This window comes from Oscillospiraceae bacterium (assembly GCA_009780275.1).
GTDB lineage: Bacteria > Bacillota > Clostridia > Oscillospirales > UBA929 > WRAI01.
Map to the genome: position 1 here is coordinate 20532 of WRAI01000017.1, position 20398 is coordinate 40929.

Here is a 20398-nt window from a genome sequence, read left to right on the forward strand (position 1 = left end):
TGCTGAAACCGTTGCAATCAATCCTAGAAGAGTAATTGACCATCGTCATTGAGTTCGTCCGTATCTTGAATTAAATCAGAGTCATCAGCGTTATACTTAAAATTTGTGTATTGGCTATAATCGAAATCAACAGGCAATATTTTTTTTGCAAATCTATATATTTCGGTATTGTTTCCATGTGCACGCCATCTCTGATTGAGCTGACAATTAGTGTTTATTTTTTCTATCAGTTGTATGAATTGCTCAGCAGTATATAATTCTAGATATGGCTCTATTAAATTTTCAAAGCACTTGTCTGCGCCATCGTATGATTGACGATTTCCAAACAAGTTAATGTAATATGTAATGAATAATGAAATGTCTTTCCCCAAAAATTCTATTGCTTTTTTTCGAGAAATTTAATAGCATTATAGTGTAACTTCTCACTTGGCATTTTATCTAAATGTTCCTCAATACTCTCAGATAAAAAGTGCGCAACAATATTAAATTTTTCATTACTATTAGCCTTTGCTTGTAACAGTGTAGTGGCAGACTCACTCAACCGACAGTATATCTCTGGGAAAGCGCATATAAACAAACATATGTCATCTATTAGAGCGGGATTGATATTGCTGTATACTGGTTTATTCTCGCCTATATCAGACAATAAATCAGCAGTATATCTCTTCATTACTACCGTAAGGCAATGGCTGTTAATTTTTCTATTATTATCACAGTCTTCATTTTCTAGACAAAATGTCATTTTCCATATGGCACTAAAAACCTTTTTTATCATATTTTGGCTCATGTGCCTTAGATACACCGAGGCCATATATTTCTCAAAATTGGCAAGGTCATTTATGAACACATCTTTATTGCTTGCGATGTCAGTCAATATTTTGTCAGTAATCGTTCTTATGAAAATTGGTGGTTTCGTAAGAATCCCATCTAACATATTTGAGATACACGAAGCAACCGTATCTCTATTTGGTGTATAAAGCTCACGGTCATGGTCTAATGCAGGGTGAGCCGCAAGATGCCGTATGCTCCTTAAGTACTCCAAATTTTTATGCGTGACAACATCAAAAAAATCATTTGCTCTGCCAATTTTTTCTATCAGTTGACTTTCCCACTCAGCAGACTTAGGATTTCTTTTCTGAAGTTCCTCGATAGCTGATAATATATCAGCTGCTTGCTTTTCCCCATATACATTTTTTAGCTCGTCCAGTTTGTAAACAATATCTGTAATCACCACCGAATAAAGAACGACAATAGCCGCTCGATAGTTTCCATTGTAATATGAACTTGCGACCTCCTGAAAATACGTTTTTGTTTTTCCGTGATAGATGTTGTCAGTTTGTGCATTAAAATCCATATTTAACCCCTTAAATAAGCACCACCGTGTACTCTTGTTTGTCATGCGTTATACGTTAGTATATCACTCCTTACGCCACTACTCAAATAATTATACAATATTTCGTCAATATTCGCAAGAAAAAATGCTCACCGTTACATATGAAGTGCGGTGGTTTTTCTTTGATAAGGCTACACTAGTCATTAAAACAAAAACGACCACACCGAAAAGCGCAGTCGTTCCTTTGCAAGGTTAGCCTGTTTGTTTTGATGTAATCGTGTAAGCCGCAATTTCCAATCGTTGAAACCGTTGCAATCACAGGATTTTTGAGCCTAATGGCGGGGCTTGCTCCTCCAAATCCGAACACTCGATTTCATCGAGCGTGATGGTGCGTGTGCCATCTTTACAGTTGTATAATAGCACAAGTTTATCGTCCTGTAAATAGACAGAATTAACAAATATCTCAACAATCCGCTTGCGATAAACCGGGTCATCCACATCGCCGTCTTTGAATTGGCTAATCCAATACACAATCTGCTCTTTGCTCAACGGCGGCTTGGTGATACTCTCTTGCGCGATAGCGATTTCGAGGTCGATTTTCTTGTTTTCCAAATCGTCAAGCCGTTGCTTTGTCGAGGCGGTGATAATGCCCTGTTGAATGGCATCGAGCATATTGACAATGCTTTTCTCAACCTCTTTGAGCTGTTTTTGAAGGTGAGGAATAACCGTATTTTCCTTGCCGTACAAGGCTACGATTGACGTTGCCGCTTGCGCTATCATTTTGTCATTCAGCACAAGCTCTTTCGTTTTGGCAACAACAAGCCGCTCTATCCAATCCTTGCGAACCGCTTTCTTTTCGCATGACTTTTTATAAATCGCGTTGCCGCATTTGTAGTAGTGATACGCCTTTTTCGTCTTGCTCGTGCCGCTTGTTCCCACCATGAAAACGCCATCCGTGCCGCAGAATAATTTAGTCGTGAGGATAAATTCATCGGGTGCTTTTGCCGCTGCCGGAGCGTGTTTGTTCTTCGCCATTCGAGCCTGTACTCTATCGAAAATGTCTTGCGGCACAATGGCGGGCATACCGTCCGGCGTTATGGTATCGCCGTATTTATATTCACCGATATATCGCCGATTTTTCAATAAATTATGCAAGCTGCTCTTGTTGGTATATTTGTATTTTGTGTTGGCAAAAACGCCGCGATTGTTCATGTTTTCGCTGATTTCGTTGACGGTTTGACCGTCTGCGTAGCGTGTAAATATTTCAAGGACAATGGGTGCGGTGAGCGGGTCGATTTCGTAAAATCGCTCGGCATTGACCTTGTAGCCGAACGGTATCATGCCGCCGTTTGCTTTGCACTTCAAGGCGTTTTCTTTTTGTCCTCGCTTGACTTTGACGGACAACTCCGCCGAATAATATTCCGCCATGCCCTCCAAAATTGATTCGAGAATAATGCCCTCCGGGCCTTCGCTGATATTCTCTTTGGCTGATACGACTTTGACATTATTTCGCCGTAAAATGGCACGATATGTTGCGCTGTCGATACGGTTTCGGGCGAAACGGTCTAACTTCCAAACGAGGACTACCTCGAATTGCTTTTGCGAGCTGTCGGCAATCATGCGTTGAAATTCGGGGCGATTGTCTGCCGTTGCCGTCAAAGCACGGTCAAGATATGTGCCAACAATGGTGAGATTTTGCCGTTCGGCGTATTCTTTGCATTCGCGAAGCTGCCCCTCGATGGACTCCTCACGCTGATTGTCGCTTGAATATCGGGCATAAATGACGGCTTTCATGGCGTGTCCTCCCTCGCAAAATATGACTTTATTTTACCACATTCGCGGGGGCGGCGTCAATGTTTTGTGGGATAATTTTCAAAAGGTATCATTTTGATTAAACCCCATTGCAAGGACTGTCCGAAACGGACACCCCATTTGACGGGCTAACTTCAAGTTAGGGCGTGAGTGGAATCAAAGTCCGCTCATCAAGCGGCTAAGTCCAACTTAGGCAGCAGGACACCCTATGTAACGAATCGTTCAATAGGGGTATGACTGTGTGAAACGTACAGTCATACCCCACAAGGGCGCCCCAAAACAGGGCGGCCTTGGTTGAGTGCGGACGATGTGGGACGCACTCAAAACCAACAGGATAGAGTAACGAAACGTTACTCTATCCTGTTGGTGCGTCGGGGTTTCCAAAGGGGCGGCAAGCGCCCTTTGGCACACGATTTTGCTTGCAAAGTCTAGTGTGTTATGCCTGCCCTCCGACTGACGGGCAAACTCGCGTGTTGCCGGAAGGCAACAGCGGATTTGAGCGGCAGGAAAACGAGGCGGCGTTTCGAGCGTGGACGCTGGCTTTTGCCGTAGGCAAAGGGCAGCGGACAGCGAGAAATGACGGCGTGTTTTCATAAGGAGGGTGGGGCATATCGTACCCTGTTGGTGTTGTGAAATGGTGCAAAATGTGCTTATTCACGGCGTAGGTCGGCGGTTAGTGGTTAGCGGTGGAAATGCTTATTTTGAACCTAACTTGCCGTCACTAAATCGGCAATATACTGTTTAATAATCAGCACTATCTTCTTCGCTTGTTCAATTTCTTCATTATTTGGATTATAAACTCTGACTCCTACGCACCTGCATACATCATTGAGCGTTTTGCCTAATATCGTAATGCTGTCAAGTCCTTTGCATTCCCTTTTGATACAATTCGAGTTAGGTGATGGCGCAGTATGAATATTGTCCCATACAAATTGTTTCAAACTATTATCTGTTATGTATTGGTCGTAATTCACAAACCATTTTTCTTTATTTGTGAAATGCCCAAATGAAATATTCCAATTCTGTTCGGTGTCATCTAATCGTATATGACAAACGGATTTCCCTTTGTGTTTAACCACCCAAGTACCGCCTGCTTTTGTATCTCTTGGGGTTAGTCTTATGCTCGCAAGATAATCATTGAATTTTATCAAGCCATCTATTTGTTCATTGTCAATAACGCCAATAGCGGCATCTACGATTGTAATTTTAGCTGACATATTATTCACCCACTTTCGTACACGCTATGAAATACCCGGTTTTATCTTTATCAATGCTCCCATCATCGCCCCTTGCATTATAATCCGCAAACACATCGCCACCCCACGACCATGACGCGTCGTTGTATTCGTTCGACTCTCTGAGAATGTCTTTTATTTGACCTTCAACAAAGCCGCCCCAACCTTTGGCGATATAGCCCTCGGGCATATCAAAGTAATCCATGCCGTTAGGCACAGGTGTATCTGCTTTCATAAACTTGCCAATCATATATCCGATTAGTTGACTTCTATCATCGTATCTATCCCACATATAAATTGCCCCGGCGTATGGCATATCGGGAGCAATGTAGTTAGTCATTTCGTCAAGGGTTGAATAGACCCATTTTTTAGCCACCCACAACTGCCCTTGTACATGGGCAGGCTCAAAATGCGGGTTGCTCCAATCGTTGCGTACATAAACTGATTTGCCGATAAAGCGATATGCAGGACTTTTCACAATTTCAAAACGCTCTAATATGTGCGGCGAGTTTTCTTCCTTACTCTCGACCGCAACACTTGTCAACTGCTCATCTATCACATCAGATGTATCAAGCAAATTAGCAATATCGGGGCTATCTTGTGCCAACGATGTTTCAATTTCCACCGCTTTATCAAATAGCATTTTCACATCTGCTTCGTTATGAAAATCGACTTGTCGAAGTTGTCGAATAAATTCCAGTACAATTTCTTTCAACTCGTGCAGGTGCGCTACTTCGCTGTCAATGTCGTCCACTTTTCTGTCCAACACAGAAAGCACGGCATCAGAATTGTTTGCCGCAAATATTTTTCCGATATCGGCAATCGAAATGTTCATTTTCCGTAAGATAAGAATTTGTTTTAAGCGTGTGAGTGCTACTTGGTCATAGAGCCGATAGCCCGAATTTTCGTCACGGGAGCTTGCGATTAGCCCCATTTTTTCGTAGTAGTGTAATGTACGTGCGGTTACATCGTAGCGATTGGTGACCTCGTTGATTTTTGTTAATTGGCTCATAGTATTTCTCCTTGTATTTTTCGCGGTAACAAGGTTAGTATAAAGCCTTACCTAAGGTAAGAGTCAAGCCTTTTTCAAAAAATCTTTATAAAAAATCCGCACGCGGATTTTACCCTTGAATGCGGAAAATATAAACTTCCGCTGTTAAATTGAACCACCATCGGCGTGGTCGATTTTGCTTATACTACACGAACATACACCAACAAACACCAAACTTGTCTCTTAGCATAAAGCATAATGGGCTGTAAAAATTTTCGCCCAACGGCTGATTAATTTCAGCCCCATCACGTAATACTTCATACGCTTTCTTGACTTTTTCTTCATTGCCGCCCCCCATGTGAAGGCAGAACTGCATATTGGTTCCAAAGGTTGCATCTACACTTTCGGATAATGCTAATACTTGTCCAAAAATATCAAGTTCAGCGTGCATATAACTTCCGTCTTCATTTTCGTGAACGCCCTTAATTTTTGCGTCAAATGCCAGTTGATATAGTTCAACTGCTTTTACGCTATCTTTAACATACACTTGAAACATTGACCTATGCATTTTGCATTTCTCCTGTTCACAAAATATAAACTTCACGCACAAGTCAGCATGTATATGCGTGATGTAGATAATGTCGCTACCCACGACATGAGTATACCATATAACCTTGCCATTGTCCAGTTGAAAATAAATTTGACAAAACGGGAACATTTCACCTATACTTATGTCGTATATATGTGTAAGTTGATTTTTGAAAGGAGGTGAACCCCCATGTCTGCCCAGTATAACATACCCCGCAATCACCCACTGCGCCTGCTCCCGATGGTTTATATCCTGCCGTCGGAAATGCTCGTGCAATACCCGACACTTCTCAAATTCCCGCGAGGGCTAGGCGGCATACAAGCAAGCGAGGAACACCTTGCTACCCTCGAAAGCGATGCTTTTCTCGATGAAGTGATGAGGGCAACAGCACGGTTAGTTTTCCCGCATTTCGGCTTGAAAGGTTGGATTGAGCAGTACAGCGGATATTCCCCGGCATGGATATTCGCGTATTACATTCAAGTTTGGGCGAAAGCATTTGAGGACGAAACGGATTTCGGCTTGCAATATTTATTTAACTTGCGCCGACATGAAGAAGTGCCGTTTTTCAATCCCGAATATGTCAATGAAGCCATGCTCCGTGCTGTCAAGCGTGTGATTGCCGAGCAAAACTGGCAGCCAATTTTGGACGTGATGCGTGAAATGCCTTGTCATGAAGATTTCGAGCCGTGGAGAAACAGCCAACCCCGTATTGATTTTCTCCGCAAATGGTATCACTCGCGGGCAAGCACCAAAATGATTTCACTTGAAGCAAGCATGGCAAACGCCAACCACGCAATCCACGACATGGCGGCAAGCGATGCCGACTTTGTCGAAAATGTCCTTTCCGAGGACTACATCGAGCAATTCAAGGCGCGATTATCGCCCAAAGATTCACGCATTTTGGAACTGCGAATGGCAGGCTACACCGCCGAGAAAATCGCACGAGAATTAGGTTATAAAAACCACAGCGGCGTATTGAAGCGTATACGCACCATCGCCGCCGCCTACGAAAAATACGAGGACGAAAACACAGAAATCATTACATAGCAGCAAAGAAAATTCCGCCGCCACTTTGAAAGGAAGTGGCGGCTTTTTGTTGTGCCAAAATCAAAAATCAGGAGGTTTTCACCATTCCACAGTACGCAATCATGAGATTTAGCAAGCAAAAGGGCGGCGCGGGCGCGCTCGAAGCCCATCACGAACGCAAAAAAGAAAAGTACGCCAGCAACCCCGACATTGACCCCAGCCGCAAGCACCGCAATTTCCACATCATCGAACCGACAACGACCAACAAACGCGAGAGCGACAACAGAATTGCCACCGCACAATGTAAAATCCGCAAGGATAGTATCCGCTTTGTGGACACACTCGTCACCGCCAGCCCCGACTTTTTCAAGGGGAAGAAACGCAACGAAATCAAAGAATTTTTCACTACCGCCGTTGACTTTCTCGCACAGAAAATCGGCAAGGAAAACATTTTCGCCGCCATCGTTCACATGGACGAAAAAACGCCGCATTTGCATCTTTGCTTTACACCCATCACGCCCGATGGGCGATTATCCGCGAAAGAAATCATTGGCAATCGGACGCAGTTGTCAAAATGGCAAGATGATTTTTTTGCACACATGGTGCAGAAATTTCCCGACCTCGAACGCGGCGAACCCGCCAGTATTACTGGGCGGCAACACATCCCGATGCGTGTTTTCAAGCAAGCTGTCAATCTCGAAAAACAGGCAGCGAAGATTGTCGCCACGCTTGCCGAGATAACGCCGTTTAACGCCGGCAAGAAAAAAGATGAGTTGCTCGGACAGCTCCACAAATTCATGCCAAATTGGTAGCAATTCGAGGGGCAAGTCAAGAAATATCGCCGCACGATTGACTTTCTCGCTGAACAAAATGCCGAATTAAAGCAGGAAGTGAAAGACAGCAAGTTGACTATGACGGAAAAGATGGATTATTTCACGGTAAAACACCATTACGAGCAAGCGAAACAGATTTTGCGACTTATTCCCGAAGATGTTCGCAAAGAAGCCGCCGACAAAGTATTCCGACCACAGAAATCAAAAACAAAACAATTAGAGCGATAATGGAGGGCATTTTTAATATATGACAGAAACGCACACACCCAAAATTGAATATTCACAAGAGCAAATCGACGCGCTGGCACGATGCTTTTTACCCGCAATTCAAGCATTTTATGAGTGCGAGGAAAATCAACGCAAGTTCGAGGAATGGAAAGCAAGGCAGGACGAGCAATTAGCGGCGTGACTTCGTAAGTTGTAAGGTTAGGGCGGTGCGTCACACTTTGTGACACACCGCCCTTTTTCTGTTTACTCCAACGATACAACAAACCCGAACACTTCACCTACAAAGAACGGTTGAGTGTTCGGATTTGTTCCAAATGGCGGAGAGAGGGGGATTCGAACCCCCGGTAAGTTTTACCCTACACAGCATTTCCAATGCTGCACCTTCGACCTCTCGGACATCTCTCCATATCGCAATACCTTAATGACACGATTTTTATTATAGCAAATACTCAAACAAAATGCAAGGGGCGATATAGGTATATCGCCCCTTATTCGCTTGGATAGTTTATGGCATTTCTTCTGCCACCGGCTCATCTTCAACCTGCACCGCCATCGGTGGCCCAAGCGTTACATCTAAACGAATCTCATTGCGGTCACGTACAATGGTCAAGCGTACAACATCTCCTACCGTGAACTGTCGCAATGCGCGCACCAAGTCATCAGTGTTGCTGATTGCAATGTCATTTATCGCAATAATCAAGTCTTCTTCGCGTACGCCAGCCTGATACGCTGCACCGTCTTCAACAACCATATACACGCCTGCACCCTCGATAGGGATCTGCCGGCTGCCGCGCACTTCAAAGAAGTTGGTTGCCGTGATATTCAATGCAGCGCGTGTTGTCACCACGCCATTGGCGATGATATCGACAATCAACGGCTGCGCGTCATCAATCGGTATGGCAAACCCCAAACCCTCTACGCCTTCCCGCACGCTTTTAGCATTAATGACACCGACAACTTGCCCATATACATTAAGCAAAGGCCCGCCGGAATTACCCGGGCTGATTGCTGCATTCGTTTGCAACAAATTCATAGAAATAGCATTGCCGTGGTCACCTTCGATAAGAATTTCACGTTCCAATGCACTAATCATGCCATCGGTAAATGTATTTGCCAGTTCGCCGAGCGGGTTACCAATAGTGTAGACAGTCTCCCCTACGCGCAGCATGCTTGATGCGCCAAACTCCAAATAAAACAGGTCTTCACCATCAATTTTCAGCACAGCAAGGTCGCTCAACTCGTCACTGCCGACAACTGTTGCTTCATAGCGTATGCCATTATATAACATAACTGTAACTTTTTGGTAACCAAAGACAACATGATGGTTAGTCACGATGTACCCGTCTGCAGTAATGATAAAACCAGACCCGGCCGATTGCCGCGTAACAGACTGTCCGAGAGCGTTTTGTCCTGCCACCTCTACTGTAATGGCAACAACGCCTTGGTTGCATTTCTCAAAAACCTCAACCGCACTCAACTGATCACCCGTAGGCAAGTTTAGTGGGAAATCACGATCCCCGGCGTTTTCATTATCTCGGTTCGGTGCAGCGTGAGCGGGATTTTCAACATTTTGCGTCCCACCGGATCGCTGCGGCGCGGTGTTCTGATCCAAATTTACGCCAATCATTACACCGGCAACGCCAGTGATAAATGTACCAAACACCAAAAGCAGCACAAGCAAAGTAGTCAAGCCGTTTCGCTTTCGCTTGGGTGCCAACGATGGTGTGATTTGCGGCGACGGCATGTGTATCGGCTGCGGCGCAACCGCTCTTGTCTTTTCATAAAAATTGTTAAACTTTTGCCCGGTCTCTTCTTGTGTGACAACAATGTCATCTTGTTCGTAATTCATATTTCACCTCGTGCAGCGTTTTATCCGCTCTTTTTATGTGCTTTTACATCTACATTTTAACCTAAAAATATGAGAAAATTATGAACCGCGCTTGATGTTTTTTATTCAAGAAAAACAATTTCGCTGTTACTAACTTTGAAATACCCTATATCAGAGACCCAACTGCTCCCGAAACCACCCTCAAAATCCTCAAAATGTTCCATAAATCCCGCATGAAATACGCCATTTCCTCGATAATTGACAGAAATATCATACAGCGCAAAAGGTTCCGATCTAAAAATTTCTTCTCTCGTGTCAAGGTCAAAAATGCCGATATATGATAGGCGCTCGCCGCTTTGTCCCTGTCTTGAAAAAGAGTACAACAAATATACACTACCATTTTGTCTGAGCACAAAAATGCCTTGCACAATGCCCCATCCGCCAACACCTTGAGCGATATTCATGTAGTAATCCCGACCATTGACAACAATTGTTGTATCAAAGGTATATCTATTTTTCCATACACGGACAGGGAAGTCGCTTCTGCCCTTTGCTTCATCGTCTATGTGCCAAATACGGAGTTCTCGACTGATAGCACGCTCAGAAAAATCAAGCTCGCTAGCCTCAACAAGTGACATATCGCGCGTTACAAAAAATTCGGCGGCAATGCCTATGTCTTCGTCTCTGCAAATGCAAGAATAACTTGTTCTGATTCTGTATCTTCCTTCAGTGATATTTTCACAGAACATTCCGATATTATACGTATGTTTTGTGCGCCAACCAACATCTAAGGTGTACGCCGGCAAAATAAAGCCAACGCCATCCCTTTGGGTGAGGTCAACCCATCTTCCCCGGCTTGCATCGTATCGTTCCAGCACAAATGGCTCGCCAAACGTAATGTTATACTCGGTGTTATTCTCCCAAAATGCGAGAACCATTGTCGTTCCCTCTGCATAATATCTCAACTCGGTTGTCAATGTTACGCCGGTCTCCTCCAGCTGAGGCAATTTTTCGTCAGATGGGCTTCCTGTTTGGTGACGGCAAGCAGACAAAAAGAGCATTCCGGTCATCGCGATGACCAGCAGCAGCGCCGCTAATGAAGATTTTGCGTCTTTTGTCATAATTTCCTATCTCGCATAATGCTAAAATTCATATATCCTTTTCTGTCAATATACCACATGACAACAAAAAAAGCAAGCGGGCGCACGAAGTGCGCCCGCTACAATCTATCATACCCCGTGTGCGATACATTGCTTGCAGAAATCCGACCTACTCAGCAGCTCTCCTTTTCTTGGCTACTTTCATGGCGATAAAGAGCCCTGCCAGTACAACAACAACGGCCGGAACACCAATCAAATACGGAAGCAAGTTGCGTTCGGCGCGGACGCGGCGGAATTCGTCATTTAACCGATTGGTGGCTTCGACTGACTCGAAGGCAAACATATGCTCAAAGGCATTGGCACGCAGCCACTCATAGTCGGGGTATGCCAACGCAAAATTCTCGTCACTCAACTCAATATATTCCCGCGCAGCCGTGACAGGCGTGCTGTACCCGACATGGTTCATGTTGCGACCGGATACATCGGGACGGGTAAAAAAGTTGATAAATGCTTCGGCTGCCTCGGGGTGACGTGAGCTGGCCGGCACAACCATGGCGTTAACAAAGAAATTTACGCCTTCGTCCGGAATGGCAAACCGCAGTGACGGATTACTGTACTGCATATAGAAGAAACTGCCAACATACCACGGCGCGAGCCATGCTTCGCCCGCCGGCATGAGGGTATAGATTTCATCCATGACATACTGCAACACCAACGGTCGCTGCTCGATAAGCAGTTCGCGCTGCGCTATGATTGCTTCATCCGACATATCGTTGATGTTATCACCGCGATACAGCGCCGCAACGCCGAACGCATCGCGCGGGTTGTTGAACATCAAAATGCGATTGGCATAGTCTTCGTTCCACAGCGCGCCCCAGCTTGTGGGTGTGCTAACGTGGTCACTGTTGTAGATGATACCGGTGATGCCCCATGCATAAGGCACGGAAAATGCATTTTGCGGATCGTACGCAGGATTGAGGAACAACTCGTCAATATATTGGAAATTTGGTATATTGTTGAAATTTAAAGGAAAAAGCATGTCTTCTTCAATGAGCTGCTCAATCATATAGTCTGACGGCACAATAACGTCATAGCTCGCGCCGCCTATTTGCAGTTGTGTGTACAGCTCTTCATTGGTGCTGTATGTGCTGTAATTGACAGTGATGCCGGTTTCGGCTTCAAACTCAGCAATTAAATCTTCGTCAATGAACAGCCCCCAGTTGAAGACGTTGATGGTGACACCAGTGAAGTCTTGCACACCGTGCGTGTTATCTTCGCAGGTTACGCAGGCATCGGCTGTTTGCGAGAGTGGGGTGATGCCCGCCAAAACGATTGCCATGACAAGCAGGGAAACGATTTTCTTTTTCATTGTTTGTACCTCCATGATTGTTTATATTTTTTACACAGGCGCCCACAATGCGCCCCTACGGTGATTACATCCGGCCAAACAACCCGCCGCGCGGACGGCCGTTTTCGGGTTTCATATACTTAGCACTGCGCGCTTGCAGTAGATTGATGAGCACCATCACCGCCAGCACGGTCAAGAACAACAGCGTGAACATGGCGTAAACAGGCGGCGGCATGGCACGTTTGGTGTAGCTGTAAATCTCGACCGGAAGGGTCACAAAACTTGGCCCATGTACGAAGAAACTGATGACAAAATCGTCGAGCGACAGCACAAAGGCCATCATAAACCCACCCAATATGCCGGGGAAAATCTCGGGCAGTACAACTTTACGGAACGATTGGAACGGCGTACAACCCAAATCCCTTGCCGCTTCGCTGATATGTGGGTCGAGTTGCCGCAACTTGGGCATGACCGCAAGGATGACGTACGGCAAATTAAACGTGATGTGCGCAATCAGCAATGTCCCAAAGCCCAACGCATCGCGCTCCGATTGCATGGTACGTCCAATAAAGACAAAGAAAATGGCCAGCGATACGCCTGTTACGATGTCGGGGTTGGTGATGGGGATGCGAGTCAGCTTCATAACGACACCACGCATTTTTTTGCGCATTGACACGATACCCATGGCTGCCATTGTTCCGAGAATCGTCGCTGCGGTGGCCGCGAGAAAGGCAACAATTAAGCTATTTTGCAACAGCAGCATCAAGCGACTGTTGCCCGCCAACTGGCGGTAATTGTCAAGGGTAAAACCAGTAAAGATGGTCGGCGTTGAACTGGCGTCAAACGAACGCACAATCAAGAAGGCAATCGGTAGATATAGAAAAATGAAGACGCCGATGGTAAAGGCTTTTAATGCTTTCATTGTCACGCTAAAACCCTCCACTTCGGCTTGCGATTCCATGCGGCGGACGCGTTTTTTCAGCGCTTCTTCTCATCAGAATACACCCTCCTCGTCATCGCTAAACTTGTTCATGACGCCCATACAAAGCACCACCATCAGCATCAATACCAGTGACAGCGCGGCACCAACATTGGGGTTATACGCTGTGGTAAACATGTCTTCGATCATATCACCGATGAGCATTTGGCCGGCGGGGCCCATCTGCTGTGTGATGTAGAAAGTACTCACTGCGGGCACGAAGACCATCGTGATGCCCGCCGCGATGCCGGGCATACTCAATGGAAGCAGCACTTTGCGCAGTACTTGCTTGCGATCACAGCCCAAATCTTGCGCCGCTTCGATAACACGCTTGTCAATGCGCAATTGTACGGTATAAAGCGGCAGAATCATATATGGCAAGAAGTTGTACACCATGCCCAACACCAGTGCCGGCGGTGTGCGCAGTAAGGGCAGCGGCCCGATGCCGATAAGCCCGATGGCGCTGTTGACAATGCCGGTGTTTTGCAGTAATGCCACCCATGCCAGTGTGCGCAGCAGGAAACTCATGCACATGGGCAGAATAATCATCATCATAAGCAACCGTTGCCGGCTTGGACGGCAACGCGCGATATAGTATGCCGTGGGGTAGCCAATTAAAAAGCAGAACAACGTCGCGACAGCGGCGTAAAGAATGCTATCAACAAATGCGGGCAAAAATTCGCCCAATTGAGCCATGTTTCCAAATGTAAATTGTCCTGTGTGCTGATCGGTAAAGGCGAAGAATACCACCATAGCCATCGGCACGACGATAAATATCGCCATCCATACCAGGTAGGGCACGGCTATCAATCTATTTTTCATCGCAATTCACCATGCTGCGTTTCGTCGTAACTCTCTTCCTGCTCATTAAATTCCACCAACTCGTCAAATTCGGCGCTGTATGAACTGTAATCGCCGAATTGCCCGGAATAGCGACTCTTTTTCATAATGTGAATATCTTCGGGATTCAGGCGGATGCCGATTTGCGCACCAATTTCCGGTTGGTCGGTCGACTGTATCAACCATTTGAAGCCAGCGAAGTCGACGATAATATCGTAATGCACGCCTTTGAAGGTGATACTTGTCACGCGGCCTTTGAGATGGCCTTGCTCGACGGGTACGATGTCGATGTCCTCAGGGCGGATAACAATGTCGACAGGTTCGCGCTTGTCGAAGCCGCCATCAAGACACGGAAATTTGCGCCCAAAGAACTCGACAAGTTTATCTTCCAGCATAACACCGTCGAGAATGTTTGATTCGCCGATAAAATCGGCAACAAAAGCATTTTGCGGTTCATTATAGATGTCCTCGGGCGTGCCGACTTGATGGATTTCGCCCTTATCCATAACGACAACGGTATCGCTCATGGTCAATGCTTCCTCTTGATCGTGCGTGACATAGACGAACGTGATATCAAGGGTTTGCTGAATGCGCTTCAGTTCATTTTGCATATCTTTGCGCAATCGTAAATCAAGCGCGCCGAGAGGCTCGTCCAACAGCAATACGCGCGGACGGTTGACAATGGCACGAGCGATGGCGACGCGCTGCTGTTGCCCACCAGACATTTGATGCGTTTTGCGGCTTTCAAAGCCTTTAAGGTTGACAATTTCGAGTGCTTCTTTAACACGCGCACGAATTTCGCGTTCAGGCAGCTTGGCGATACGCAAGCCGAACGCAACGTTTTCGTAGACATTGAGGTGCGGGAACAGAGCATATCGTTGGAAGACTGTATTGACGTTGCGCTTGTGCGGCGGCACGTCGTTAATTCTCACGCCTTCGAAAAAGACATCACCTTTTGTCGGCGACAGGAAGCCGCCTAAAATACGCAGGGTTGTTGTCTTGCCGCAGCCGCTGGGACCCAACAGTGTGAGAAATTCTTTATCCTTAATGTTGAGATTGATGCTGTTCAAGATAATTTCGTCGTCAAACGACACCACGCAATCGGCGATGCGAATGAGCTCGGACATGTATCACTCCACCTTTCGAAAAAATTCGTAGAGACATACTATATATGGTATGACAGTATTTGTCAATAGTTAATTTTCGAGGATACCGATATACGATAAATTCCGATACAGCCCCGCGTAGTCGAGGCCGTAGCCTACTACGAATAAATCTTCCACCTGAAAGCCAAGATAATCCACCACCACATCGGTTTGACGGCGTGATGGTTTTTCCAGCAGCGTACAGATTTTAATTGACGCCGGTTTGCGGATTTGCAGTTGCTTGATAAGATAATCAAGTGTCAAGCCGCTGTCGAGGATGTCTTCAATGATGATGATGTCGCGCCCTTCAATGTCACAACCCAAATCCATCAAAATTTTGACTGTGCCAGATGTTTTTGTGCCGGCGCCGTAGGATGATACTTTCATAAACTCGAATTCACAGGGTAAGTCAATGGCGCGCGCCAAGTCGGCCATAAAGGTGACACAGCCTTTCAAAACGCCGACCAACAATGGGCTTTTTCCTTGATAATCTTGCGTGATTTCCGCGCCGAGCTCGCGGACTTTTGCGGCGATTTTCTCGGCACTTAGTAATGTTTTTGGTGCTGTCATGTGACCCGTTCTCCTTATGTCAAAAAGTGTCCAGCGACTGCGTGCAAACTTGTCCCAACGCTAAGTGGCAGACGGCGTTTTCGTCCGTGAAACTATCATACCAAAGAATGTCGGATTTTGCAACGGGTGATGAATGCGGCGCAAACGTCATCACGCACTAAATATTGACAGGCGCAGCGCAAGCGTGTTATACTTTGTATTCTAACACGAAACTCAAAATCTGTCCATTACATAGGAGGCCATCATGTCTAACGTCAAAATGCGAAGCGGTGAGTCCATCCCCCTCGAAATGCACAAGGTGCGTATGGTGCAAAAAATTAACCTCTTGCCGGTCGAAGAACGACTGGAAACAATGAAAAAAGCCGGTTTTAATACTTTCCTGCTGCGAAATCGCGATGTATTTTTAGATATGCTGACAGACAGCGGCGTCAACGCCATGAGCGAAAATCAATTCGCCGCTATGATGCAGGCCGACGACAGCTATGCCGGCTCGGAAACATATTATCGTCTTGAAGAAGTCATTCAAGATGTTTTTGGCATGAAGCATTTTCTGCCCACTCACCAAGGACGGGCCTGTGAAAACATCCTTGCCGAAGTGCTGGTCAAGCCCAACCCCGGTTCGGTCGCGCTGATGAATTACCACTTCACTACGACTAAGGCGCATATCGGGCTGAATGGCGGTTCAATCGAAGAAATTGTCATCGACGAGGGTCTCAACATCACGAGCAACCATCCATTTAAGGGTAATATGTGCCTTGATAAGCTCAATGCCGCCATTTCGCGGCTGGGCAAAGATAAGATTTGCTTTGTACGCATTGAGGCAGGCACAAACCTTATCGGCGGTCAGCCTGTTTCGATGGCGAATATGCGCGACGTATCCGGCATTTGCCGCAATCATGGCATTCCGCTTGTCTATGACGCCAGCCTGTTGGCCGACAACCTGTACTTTATCAAAACCCGTGAGGCGGCATATAAGAGCGTTGATATCAAAGCGATTACGCGCGAAATCGGCGAGTTGATGGATATTGTGTACTTCTCGGCACGGAAACTGGGCGCAGCGCGCGGCGGTGGTATTATGGTATCGGACGACAATTTATTCCTACGGATGCGCGAGCTAATTCCGTTATACGAGGGCTTTTTGACTTATGGCGGCATGTCGGTGCGCGAAATGGAGGCATTGGCCGTTGGGTTGCGCGAGACGATGGATATCGAAGTCATCAGCCAAACGCCGATTTTTGTTGAGGCGTTGTGCAATGAACTGCTCGGGCGCGGTGTGCCTGTTGTCACACCGCCGGGTGGACTTGGGTGTCATATTGACGCGCGGGCGTTCTGTGAACATATTCCACAGGAAATTTATCCGGCAGGCGCATTGGCAGCGGCGATGTATATCGCCAGCGGCGTGCGCGGTATGGAGCGCGGCACAATGAGTGAGGAACGCGACAAGACCACCGGCAAGGATAAACTCGCCGAGATGGAATTGCTGCGTTTGGCTGTGCCTAAGCGTGTCTTTACACTATCGCAAGTGAAGTACACCGCCGACCGTTTGGCGTGGCTGTATGAAAACCGCAAACTGATTGGCGGCTTGAAGTTTGTCGAAGAGCCGAACGTATTGCGCTTCTTCTTCGGGCGGCTTGCGCCTGTGGGGAATTGGGCAGATGATTTGGCCAAGGCATTTAGACAGGATTTTGGAGAGAGTCTGTAATTCTATACTAGGCGGCTCTTGGCGATAACTTCGGCATTGATGAAGATGGATTTTCTTTTTGGTAGGCCGTGACGTCTTTACTGCATTGGAAAAGGATTTTGCAGATTAACTGATACGACAACCCCCATGGGATATGGCGTTGCCAATCCCATGGGGGTTGTTTACGTTGTTATTTTTATTCCCGCTCAAAGAACCACTCTACATCCGGTTCGCGCGTATCGCGCAATACAAGCTCTCCTTCACGCAATTCAAACCAATGGCGTTCTTCGGCGGGCGGTGATGTGTCATCTCCATGCGGGAAAGCAAAGACAATTTGTCTGCCGTCGACATGCCAATAAAATGGATCCGGCGAAATTGCCGATATTTCCGCACCGTCGATCCTCGTGCCGACTTCCCCGCTGCCGTCAGCACGGAATATGTAGACAATTTCTAACTTTTCGTCCATGCTAGTATCAGAAATCTCAGCCACCCATGTGCCGACTAAATCACTGTCGATACTGTCCTCACATCCGGCGAGCGCGAGTACTGTCAGTAGTAAGATTGCTAAAATTGTCCGTTTCATTCGTATTGCCCTCCCAGCTTTTTTAATGACTATTGCAACAATGCCCTTTGTAGGCCACGTCTTCTTCCGGTTCTGATTGCAGGCGCTCCAACAACGCCGCAATCGCCGCCTTAGTGTCGCCTGTGGCATAACCCGCACTATATTCTACTAAAGTTTTCAACGCACTCGGCGTGCAATATTCATTAATTTTTCCACTTTTAGCTAAATTCATAAACAAATCCCCTGTCCTGCCCTCACGATAGCAGTCAACACAGAAACTGGGAATAAATCCATCTTCACACAGCCAGCGTACCACTTCGTCTAAATTTCGCGTATCGGAAACTGAAAACTGGCTTAATGCTTCTTCGTCCAACGTATAAGAGCCAACCCCTGTCCGCGAACCCGCCGAAATTTGGCTGACTCCGGCGTGTAACAGCCGCTTACGCAAAATCTCCGACTCTCGCGTTGAAGCAATCAATCCAACATACGGCAACGCCAATCGCAGCACGGCAACAATTTTTACAAAATGTTCGTCATCCAACGGGTACAACGGCTCGGCTGAACCCGCAGCCGCTTTCATTCGCGGCACACTAATCGTATGCGGTCCAACGCCGTGCGTTTTCTCCAAATGCAACGCATGGTGCAGTAGACCCAACACCTCAAAGTCGGCGTCGTACAACCCAAACAATGCCCCCAAGCCAATATCGTCAATACCGGCAGACATGGCCCTATCCATCGCCGTTGAGTGCCACGTAAAATCGCTTTTCGGACCGTCGGGGTGATAGTAGGCGTATGCCTCGGGGTGATACGTCTCTTGAAACAAAACATAAGTGCCTATATTGGCAGCTTTGAGTTTGCGGTAATCATCCTCACTCGCCGCCGCAATGTTGACATTGACACGGCGAATCACACCGTTATCGTTGACGGTGTTGTAAATCGTTTCAATGCTTTCAGTGATATACTCAATCGGCGCGTGGTCGGGATGTTGCCCGGCTTCGAGCGCCAAACGCTTGTGTCCCATCGACTCCAACACGCGCACTTCGGCGGCAATTTCGTCCTGCGTCAACACACGGCGCAGCGTTTGATTATCGGCTTTGTAACCGCAATAGCGGCAATTGTTTACGCAATGGTCATTGATATATAACGGCGCAAAAATGACTACACGCTTGCCGTAAATGCGTTGCTTAACCTGCCGTGCGGCATCGAGAATGCTCTGCGTCACTTGCGGGTCTTTGTTTTTCAGCAGCACTGCTGCCTCAAACGGCGACAGTCCCATCCCGGCCAAGCCTTTGTCAATAATGGCTTGAACGGTAAATGTATGTTGCGCAGCACTCGCGCCCGCCGCTAAATCACGCTCGATAGCGTTGGCGTAAAATGTTTCTTGCATTATTTTCTCCTTGGATTTTGCTATATAGCGTCACGATACAACGCCTATCGGCGCATAAAATACGTTGAGCGTCGAAGACGAATTACAGCTGAAAATGCTTATACTATTCAGACATTTTCTTTAAGTAAAACTCATCTTGTATTTTCAAGGCTTCTTTGACTTCTTGTATGTTTTCGGCACAGAATGTCGGCAATGGAATGACACAATGCCCACAAATAAACCCATACTTGCCGTCGGGCAGAATAATTGAATAACCGTATGCTATTCCAGTGCCGCATTGCCCGCACTTATTTTCACATTCAAAACAACGCGTTTCGTATCCAGTATTTTCATAGTTATATATTTTTTCAAGGGCTTCTTTGAACACACCTGTGTATTGTTGTAGTGCATAAAAACTCATGGCTATTTGTGGTGAATTATTTTTCGTTCTGATACTTAAAATTGTTTTCTTCGTTTTACTCTTTCTAAAATCCGCTTTATCTTCGTTTTTTCCTGTTAATGCAGGCATATAACCCAATGATATTGCATATTCGGCAACTTCCAAGTAGCTTTTCCGGCAATCATTCGGTAAAGTAACAATTATTTTGTTTAAGGCGTTTTTTTGTTTTTCTGTCATTTCAAAATACCTCTTTTGTTCAAAATATAAAACTTATTCACTATTGATTATCAAGCCGTTGTGTGGTACTTTGCTTATACTGCGAAATCATTATTTAAGTTTATGTGGGTTCTCTAACGCCAAATTGAAAACATTTCCGCAATTTTTACAAGCGATAGCTGTAACTTTCAGCATACCAAAAATAGATCTTTTTCCATCTGGGTTGAACAAACTGCCACCATAACCTGTAAGTTCACCTTGCCTCAAATTATCACTTCCGCATTTTTCGCATTTCTCAATAATATGGCTCATAGCT

21 protein-coding genes, 1 tRNA gene and 1 pseudogene are annotated in these 20398 nt (G+C 46.2%); 6 read left to right on the forward strand and 17 right to left on the reverse strand.

Annotated features, from left to right (window positions below):
- Positions 1-376: 376 nt before the first annotated feature.
- Entirely contained in the window at positions 377-1354 is a 978-nt protein-coding gene (locus tag FWE06_06230) for a hypothetical protein (protein ID MCL2546777.1), read from the reverse strand.
- Positions 1355-1648: 294 nt separating this feature from the next.
- Positions 1649-3127 carry a recombinase family protein gene (locus FWE06_06235; GenBank protein ID MCL2546778.1) on the reverse strand — a complete coding sequence of 493 codons (1479 nt, stop codon included), beginning with the start codon at positions 3125-3127 and terminating at the stop codon, positions 1649-1651.
- 437 nt (positions 3128-3564) lie between these two features.
- On the opposite strand from FWE06_06235, the gene FWE06_06240 reads away from it, so the two are divergent.
- Complete coding sequence (locus FWE06_06240; GenBank protein ID MCL2546779.1) at positions 3565-3741, forward strand: hypothetical protein; 177 nt, start codon at positions 3565-3567, stop codon at positions 3739-3741.
- Positions 3742-3852: 111 nt separating this feature from the next.
- Here FWE06_06240 and FWE06_06245 read toward each other — a convergent pair whose 3' ends face one another.
- From FWE06_06245 to FWE06_06255, 3 genes are all read right to left on the reverse strand, one after another.
- Positions 3853-4362 (reverse strand): hypothetical protein, encoded by a 510-nt coding sequence (locus tag FWE06_06245; protein ID MCL2546780.1) that lies wholly within the window; start codon positions 4360-4362, stop codon positions 3853-3855.
- Position 4363: 1 nt separating this feature from the next.
- Positions 4364-5392: a MerR family transcriptional regulator gene (locus FWE06_06250; protein ID MCL2546781.1), complete on the reverse strand. Its 1029-nt coding sequence runs from the start codon at positions 5390-5392 to the stop codon at positions 4364-4366.
- Between the two features lie 184 nt (positions 5393-5576).
- Positions 5577-5939 (reverse strand): VOC family protein, encoded by a 363-nt coding sequence (locus FWE06_06255; GenBank protein MCL2546782.1) that lies wholly within the window; start codon positions 5937-5939, stop codon positions 5577-5579.
- Positions 5940-6149: 210 nt separating this feature from the next.
- Here FWE06_06255 and FWE06_06260 point away from each other — a divergent pair, with 210 nt between their 5' ends.
- The 4 genes and pseudogenes from FWE06_06260 (at position 6150) to FWE06_06275 (ending at position 8228) form a co-directional block, all read left to right on the forward strand.
- Positions 6150-7007, forward strand: coding sequence for a hypothetical protein (locus FWE06_06260; protein MCL2546783.1), 858 nt, complete (start codon positions 6150-6152; stop codon positions 7005-7007).
- An 83-nt stretch (positions 7008-7090) separates the two neighbouring features.
- Positions 7091-7870, forward strand: a pseudogene (locus FWE06_06265) (plasmid recombination protein).
- Positions 7871-7897: 27 nt separating this feature from the next.
- Entirely contained in the window at positions 7898-8047 is a 150-nt protein-coding gene (locus FWE06_06270; GenBank protein MCL2546784.1) for a hypothetical protein, read from the forward strand.
- 19 nt (positions 8048-8066) lie between these two features.
- On the forward strand, positions 8067-8228 hold the full coding sequence (locus tag FWE06_06275) for a hypothetical protein (GenBank protein ID MCL2546785.1): 162 nt from the start codon (positions 8067-8069) through the stop codon (positions 8226-8228).
- Positions 8229-8362: 134 nt separating this feature from the next.
- Here FWE06_06275 and FWE06_06280 read toward each other — a convergent pair.
- The 8 genes from FWE06_06280 to hpt form a co-directional block, all read right to left on the reverse strand.
- Positions 8363-8452, reverse strand: a tRNA-Ser gene (locus tag FWE06_06280).
- Positions 8453-8552: 100 nt separating this feature from the next.
- The gene (locus tag FWE06_06285) at positions 8553-9896 is read right to left on the reverse strand and encodes a S1C family serine protease (protein MCL2546786.1); all 1344 of its coding nucleotides are present in this window, start codon (positions 9894-9896) and stop codon (positions 8553-8555) included.
- A gap of 101 nt (positions 9897-9997) precedes the next feature.
- Positions 9998-10996 carry a hypothetical protein gene (locus FWE06_06290; GenBank protein ID MCL2546787.1) on the reverse strand — a complete coding sequence of 333 codons (999 nt, stop codon included), beginning with the start codon at positions 10994-10996 and terminating at the stop codon, positions 9998-10000.
- 148 nt (positions 10997-11144) lie between these two features.
- A complete protein-coding gene (locus FWE06_06295) occupies positions 11145-12344 on the reverse strand; it encodes a spermidine/putrescine ABC transporter substrate-binding protein (protein ID MCL2546788.1) in 1200 nt (399 codons plus the stop codon).
- 64 nt (positions 12345-12408) lie between these two features.
- Entirely contained in the window at positions 12409-13245 is an 837-nt protein-coding gene (locus FWE06_06300) for an ABC transporter permease (GenBank protein MCL2546789.1), read from the reverse strand.
- A gap of 72 nt (positions 13246-13317) precedes the next feature.
- A complete protein-coding gene (locus FWE06_06305) occupies positions 13318-14124 on the reverse strand; it encodes an ABC transporter permease (GenBank protein MCL2546790.1) in 807 nt (268 codons plus the stop codon).
- Positions 14121-15269 (reverse strand): ABC transporter ATP-binding protein, encoded by a 1149-nt coding sequence (locus FWE06_06310; protein ID MCL2546791.1) that lies wholly within the window; start codon positions 15267-15269, stop codon positions 14121-14123. The genes FWE06_06305 and FWE06_06310 overlap by 4 nt, the downstream gene beginning before the upstream one ends.
- 69 nt (positions 15270-15338) lie before the next feature.
- Positions 15339-15857: a hypoxanthine phosphoribosyltransferase gene (gene hpt / locus FWE06_06315; protein ID MCL2546792.1), complete on the reverse strand. Its 519-nt coding sequence runs from the start codon at positions 15855-15857 to the stop codon at positions 15339-15341.
- Positions 15858-16101: 244 nt separating this feature from the next.
- On the opposite strand from hpt, the gene FWE06_06320 reads away from it, so the two are divergent.
- Positions 16102-17559: a tryptophanase gene (locus tag FWE06_06320; GenBank protein MCL2546793.1), complete on the forward strand. Its 1458-nt coding sequence runs from the start codon at positions 16102-16104 to the stop codon at positions 17557-17559.
- Positions 17560-17734: 175 nt separating this feature from the next.
- Here the strand turns inward: FWE06_06320 and FWE06_06325 are convergent, their stop codons facing one another.
- From FWE06_06325 to FWE06_06340, 4 genes are all read right to left on the reverse strand, one after another.
- Positions 17735-18121: a hypothetical protein gene (locus FWE06_06325; protein MCL2546794.1), complete on the reverse strand. Its 387-nt coding sequence runs from the start codon at positions 18119-18121 to the stop codon at positions 17735-17737.
- A gap of 22 nt (positions 18122-18143) precedes the next feature.
- Positions 18144-19487, reverse strand: coding sequence for a [FeFe] hydrogenase H-cluster radical SAM maturase HydG (hydG, locus tag FWE06_06330; protein ID MCL2546795.1), 1344 nt, complete (start codon positions 19485-19487; stop codon positions 18144-18146).
- A 103-nt stretch (positions 19488-19590) separates the two neighbouring features.
- Positions 19591-20103: a hypothetical protein gene (locus tag FWE06_06335; protein ID MCL2546796.1), complete on the reverse strand. Its 513-nt coding sequence runs from the start codon at positions 20101-20103 to the stop codon at positions 19591-19593.
- A 90-nt stretch (positions 20104-20193) separates the two neighbouring features.
- Positions 20194-20394 carry a hypothetical protein gene (locus FWE06_06340; protein MCL2546797.1) on the reverse strand — a complete coding sequence of 67 codons (201 nt, stop codon included), beginning with the start codon at positions 20392-20394 and terminating at the stop codon, positions 20194-20196.
- Between the last annotated feature and the right edge of the window lie 4 nt (positions 20395-20398).